The sequence below is a fragment of the Chloroflexota bacterium genome, from assembly GCA_014360825.1.
Classification (GTDB): Bacteria; Chloroflexota; Anaerolineae; order UBA2200; family JACIWT01; genus JACIWT01.
In genome coordinates this window covers 1-4,424 of the sequence record JACIWT010000048.1, presented here as the reverse complement: position 1 = coordinate 4,424, position 4,424 = coordinate 1, and the positions used below count along the sequence as shown (strand labels likewise).

5 protein-coding genes are annotated in these 4,424 nt (G+C 53.4%); all 5 read right to left on the bottom strand.

Features of this window, described 5'->3' with window-relative positions; all coding sequences use genetic code 11:
• Positions 1 to 92: 92 nt before the first annotated feature.
• The gene (locus H5T64_13320) at positions 93 to 1,370 is read right to left on the bottom strand and encodes a PTS ascorbate transporter subunit IIC (protein ID MBC7265313.1); all 1,278 of its coding nucleotides are present in this window, start codon (positions 1,368 to 1,370) and stop codon (positions 93 to 95) included.
• 216 nt (positions 1,371 to 1,586) lie between these two features.
• Complete coding sequence (locus tag H5T64_13315; GenBank protein MBC7265312.1) at positions 1,587 to 1,907, bottom strand: PTS sugar transporter subunit IIB; 321 nt, start codon at positions 1,905 to 1,907, stop codon at positions 1,587 to 1,589.
• 77 nt (positions 1,908 to 1,984) lie between these two features.
• Positions 1,985 to 2,914: a phosphotriesterase-related protein gene (locus H5T64_13310; protein MBC7265311.1), complete on the bottom strand. Its 930-nt coding sequence runs from the start codon at positions 2,912 to 2,914 to the stop codon at positions 1,985 to 1,987.
• A gap of 25 nt (positions 2,915 to 2,939) precedes the next feature.
• Entirely contained in the window at positions 2,940 to 3,743 is an 804-nt protein-coding gene (locus tag H5T64_13305) for an IclR family transcriptional regulator (GenBank protein ID MBC7265310.1), read from the bottom strand.
• Positions 3,744 to 4,037: 294 nt separating this feature from the next.
• Positions 4,038 to 4,424 (bottom strand): NAD-dependent DNA ligase LigA (locus tag H5T64_13300; GenBank protein ID MBC7265309.1); only part of this gene is annotated, 387 nt, incomplete at its 5' end.

The following is a 4,424-nucleotide window of genomic DNA, read 5'->3' as shown; positions in this document are numbered from 1 at the left end:
GCAGGGTTACGTTCAATCCTCATGTAACAAAGAGAGTGCCAGTCGAACAGTTCACCTCCTTCCTGACCAAAGCCAAGATATACATCTGACATCTATCTACCTAGACCAAAGAGCGCACCTACTGCCCTGATAAGCCCCACTACGATATAGATGTCCCAGGTCAGCAGACCAGTGCCCACTACTTCATACTCGGGGAACGGAAGCAGGGGGTAGAACAATGCGCCGAAGACCGGCCACACGAGGCCTGTGACAAATGCGGCGACCACCGTACCACGACGGCCTCCAAGTGCATTGCCGAAAACCGCCGCTGAAGTGCACCCGAACGTCACAGGCATAAGGGATGGGACAGGTATGTACTGGAGCCTAAGCAGTGAACACAAGCCCATTCCAAGAAGCCAGGCAATGAAGCCAACAACCAACCCTGTGGCTACGGCGGTGGGCGCGAAGGGGAACACCACTGGGCAGTCGAGACCGGGCTTCGAGCCAGGGACGATCTTCTGGGCGATGCCACGGAACGCCAGGTTCAATTCGCCGAGGAACATGCGCACACCCTGCAATAACACCAGGAACCCACCGGTCGCTGTTAAGGCCTGCAGAGTGATCCAGACCACGATATGCTGAGTCCCAGCCAGTTTGGCCGCGGCCTCTGGTGCAAAGATAGAAGGCACAGCGAACAGGGCAACCATGATCAGACTCAGCGTGATGGCAATGTCGCGGAAGAACTCCAGGCCGCTCGGCAACGACATTTCTTCAATGCTCTGCTCCTTGTTGCCAAGAAGTTTGCCGAAAAATGCGCCGAACCCGACAACGGAGCCTAGCGTATGGGCAAAACCGTACTCATCCGAACCTGTCACCTGGCGCATCCACGGTTGTAGTAAATGGGGCTGCACAGCCATGTAGATGCCTTGGATCAGAGCCCCAACAATGACCAAGGGCACTCCGCTTACCCCCAAGGCGACCAGAGCGAAAGCGATTCCACCAGCCATAGCCCAGGCCTTGTGGCCGGTAAGGTAGATCCACTTGAACGGAGTCAACCGGGCGACAAGCAAATTGACCACAAAACCGAGTACCATGACCAGTCCAACCTGGGTGCCGATGCGCTGCATCATAAGAGCCACCGCAGCGTTGTCTTCCAGGTACAGCCCTGTGAGGTTAAAGGCCGACCTGAAAAGGGTGTCGAATGATTTCAGTGGCCCGGTGAACGCACTAACACCGATGTTCAGGATGAGGAACCCCAGAATAGTCTTCGAGGTTCCCAAGATCACTTGTGTGATAGTCTTGCGTTGCACCACCAAGCCGATTAGCGCGACCAGACCGATCAAAATCGCTGGGATGGTGAGTAGTTGAATCAAAACATTTAAGATGTCCATAAGTTACCTCCTCGAGTCCTAGGACAGTTCTTGGAAAACCAACGCCAACACGCAAGATCTATGCCATCACATGGGATTTGCTATATCCACCTCCTTTCCAGGCCTTGGTCTGCATTCATCTGCAATTACACAAAAAGTAACTAGGAGCCACCATCAGCGAACCTAGCAGTTCCATTCGGTGAAGCGACAAATGGGTAACAAAGGTCTCGTGAGTTACTAGCGGCGCCTCTTTTCCTTGGCCTCAATCTCAGCCACAACTTCCTTGAATACCGGCAAGAACCGCTCTTTTATGTGGGCTTTATCCGTAAGATCTTTTATGGGAACAATCTTGCCCTTGAAACCTTCCAGGTGCGCCACTAAATCATCCGCACACACGATGATATCCACTGCTTGACCCTTTGCCGTGCCAGAATCCCAGGCTGCTACCTTGGCCACCAAACCTTCCTCTGACAGGATATCCTCGATGGTCATTCTCAACAGCAGACTGGTACCATAGCCTACCCCGCATACGGTCAAAATCTCGGGGAGTCGCGCCATAAGAACCACACCTCCTAAAGATGCTCTCTATCTACCGGCACCACGTTCGCACCCTCGTGCCGGTGGCCCGCAATACATTACCGCGCCTCGAATGCCAAGGCGGTTCGCGGGTTAAGTACTGTCATCTGCTCGATATCTGCCTCGCTGACGCCCGCTTCACGCAACATTGGCACGAAGACCTTGGGGATGTAATCCAGCCCTGGGCCGCCTCCATACGAAGCGAAGTACGATTGACGTCCGTTGTCGTCAGCAAGCAATATCTGCTTGACAAAGCCCATGTCAATCAGTTGCTTGATCATGTCTATTCGCAAAGTATCGGGGTAATACTTCGTCTTACCGACATTATCAAACTCCAGATAGACGCCGGTTCTCGCTGCCATCTTTAGATAGCCAATATTGAGCGAGTTTCGGTCAAGGTGACCGATAATGACCCGTGCCAAATCTACACCCTCCGACTTTAACACTTCGATTTGCGAGAAAACCATGGTGCCACCCATAGTATGGGTACTGATCGTCGCCCCCGTTATATGATGTGCTTTGGCCACGGCGCGAATTACTTTCTCTTCCGTTCTGGTCATTTTATCATGACTGGTGCCACACTTCAGGAGACCAGCCTTGATGTCTGTCCCATCCATACCTTCCTGAATATCTCTCACGAAGAGATCCACCAATTGCTTCTCGGTATAATTGAACGCCTCTGGTGGAAACAGGCTTTCCATAATAAAGCCCGTTGTAGAAATGATGTGCACACCAGTTTCTTTGGAGATATGTCGGAGCGCGTTGACATCCCGCCCATATCCATGTGTAGTCATCTCTGCCAATGCAGTGCCGCCCGCGCGCTTAAAGAGATTGACCTCTTCTATTGCTTTCCCCACATCCTGCAGCCGATAATCAGGGTCGGAGCGCACACGCATAGGCGGGAAAGTAATCAGATGTTCGTGAGGGAGTATGAACCCCAGTTTGTTGGGGTCCACATCACCAAGTACTGTTCGGATCTTATGTGCCACTTTTCCTCCTTCGTTTGCGTTTGTTTTATTCTGGGACAATTCGATTACCTGCAGTCATTCCAGACCGGTTGTTGCGGTAACCCAATTCCGTTGATATGGCTTGGGCAGCCCGTTTGACCTCCTCCATCAATTGGGGGATTCTATTGGGTGTGATCCGTGATACGGGGCCCGAGACGCTAATGGCCGCGATGACCCTACCCCACGCATCAAAGATAGGGGCGCCGACACATCTGACGTCATCCTGGTTCTCTCGGTCATCAACTGCGACACCTGCACGGCGCACTTTCGCCAGTTCGGACTCAATGGTGTCTGGGTCCACCATGGTATTGGCCGTGCACCTTTCCAGAGGACCCGCACGCAAAAGTTGACCCACGACAGTCGCATCCGAATACGCAAGCAAAACCTTGCCCAGCGCTGTGCTATGTGCCGGAGCCCGCTTGCCAATCGTGGTTGTCAAGCGAAGCGTATGCCGACTTTCCACACGGTCGATGTACACCACCTCGCGCTTATCCAGGATGGCTAGGTTCACCGTCTCTGCAGTGATCTCCCGCAGAGACCTCATGTGTGGCAAGGCCACTCTACGCAATTCCAAATCGCTGAGGAAGTCGAAGGCGATCTCTAGAGCGCTGGGGCCGAGTAAATACCATGAGGTTATACTGTCCTGACTGACAAACTGATATTTTGTTAGCGTCTTGAGCAAGCGCGAGACTGTAGACTTGTGCAAACCGGTGCGCGCTGCGAGTTCCGTGAGGCTCATTCCCTCGGCGGATTTGCTCAACTCAAAGAGGATTTGAAGTGCTCGTTCTACAGACTGTACTGTATAGCCCATGCTCAGATTTGTTTCGCATTATGAAAAAGAGTATCGTAATGTCTAATTCAAATTATAGCATGATTTGAAATCGTGTCAAGCCTTTTGTTTCATATTGCGAAACAGGACAACACAATGTGGGCTAATCCTTGCATGCAACCAATATTCCAGGGGCCGGTACCACGGGGTTTAACACTCTGGGGATTTGTGATGACAATCCGCGAATTCGTTTGCAGGTAGCATCAGAAGAGGTCTCAGCAGTGCGTACGCCTACTACACGTAGTGTCTCATAATCCTACTGATGAGCGCGCTGTCCTAACTACCCCCCTCTACCATGCGCCGCAGGTCGGCCTCGGAGATCATGGGCACGCCCAGGGCCTGTGCCCGCTCGTACTTCGTCCCCCCAGGCGAATCGCCTACCACAAGGTAACTCGTGTTCTTCGACACCGAGCCGGTCACCTTGCCGCCATGGGCCTCGATGTACTCGGTCATCTCCTCGCGGCTGACGGAGAGCGTGCCGGTAATCACAAAAGTGAGGCCCGCCAGCGGACCCTCGCGCGGCGCCTCTCTTTCGCCTGCCAATACCACGCCGGCCCGGCACAACTTCTCGATGAACTGGCGGTTGCGTTCGCGGGAGAAGAAACTGGCGATACTGGCCGCAGTGTGCGGCCCCAGGCCGGGGATGGTCTGCAATTCCTCCTC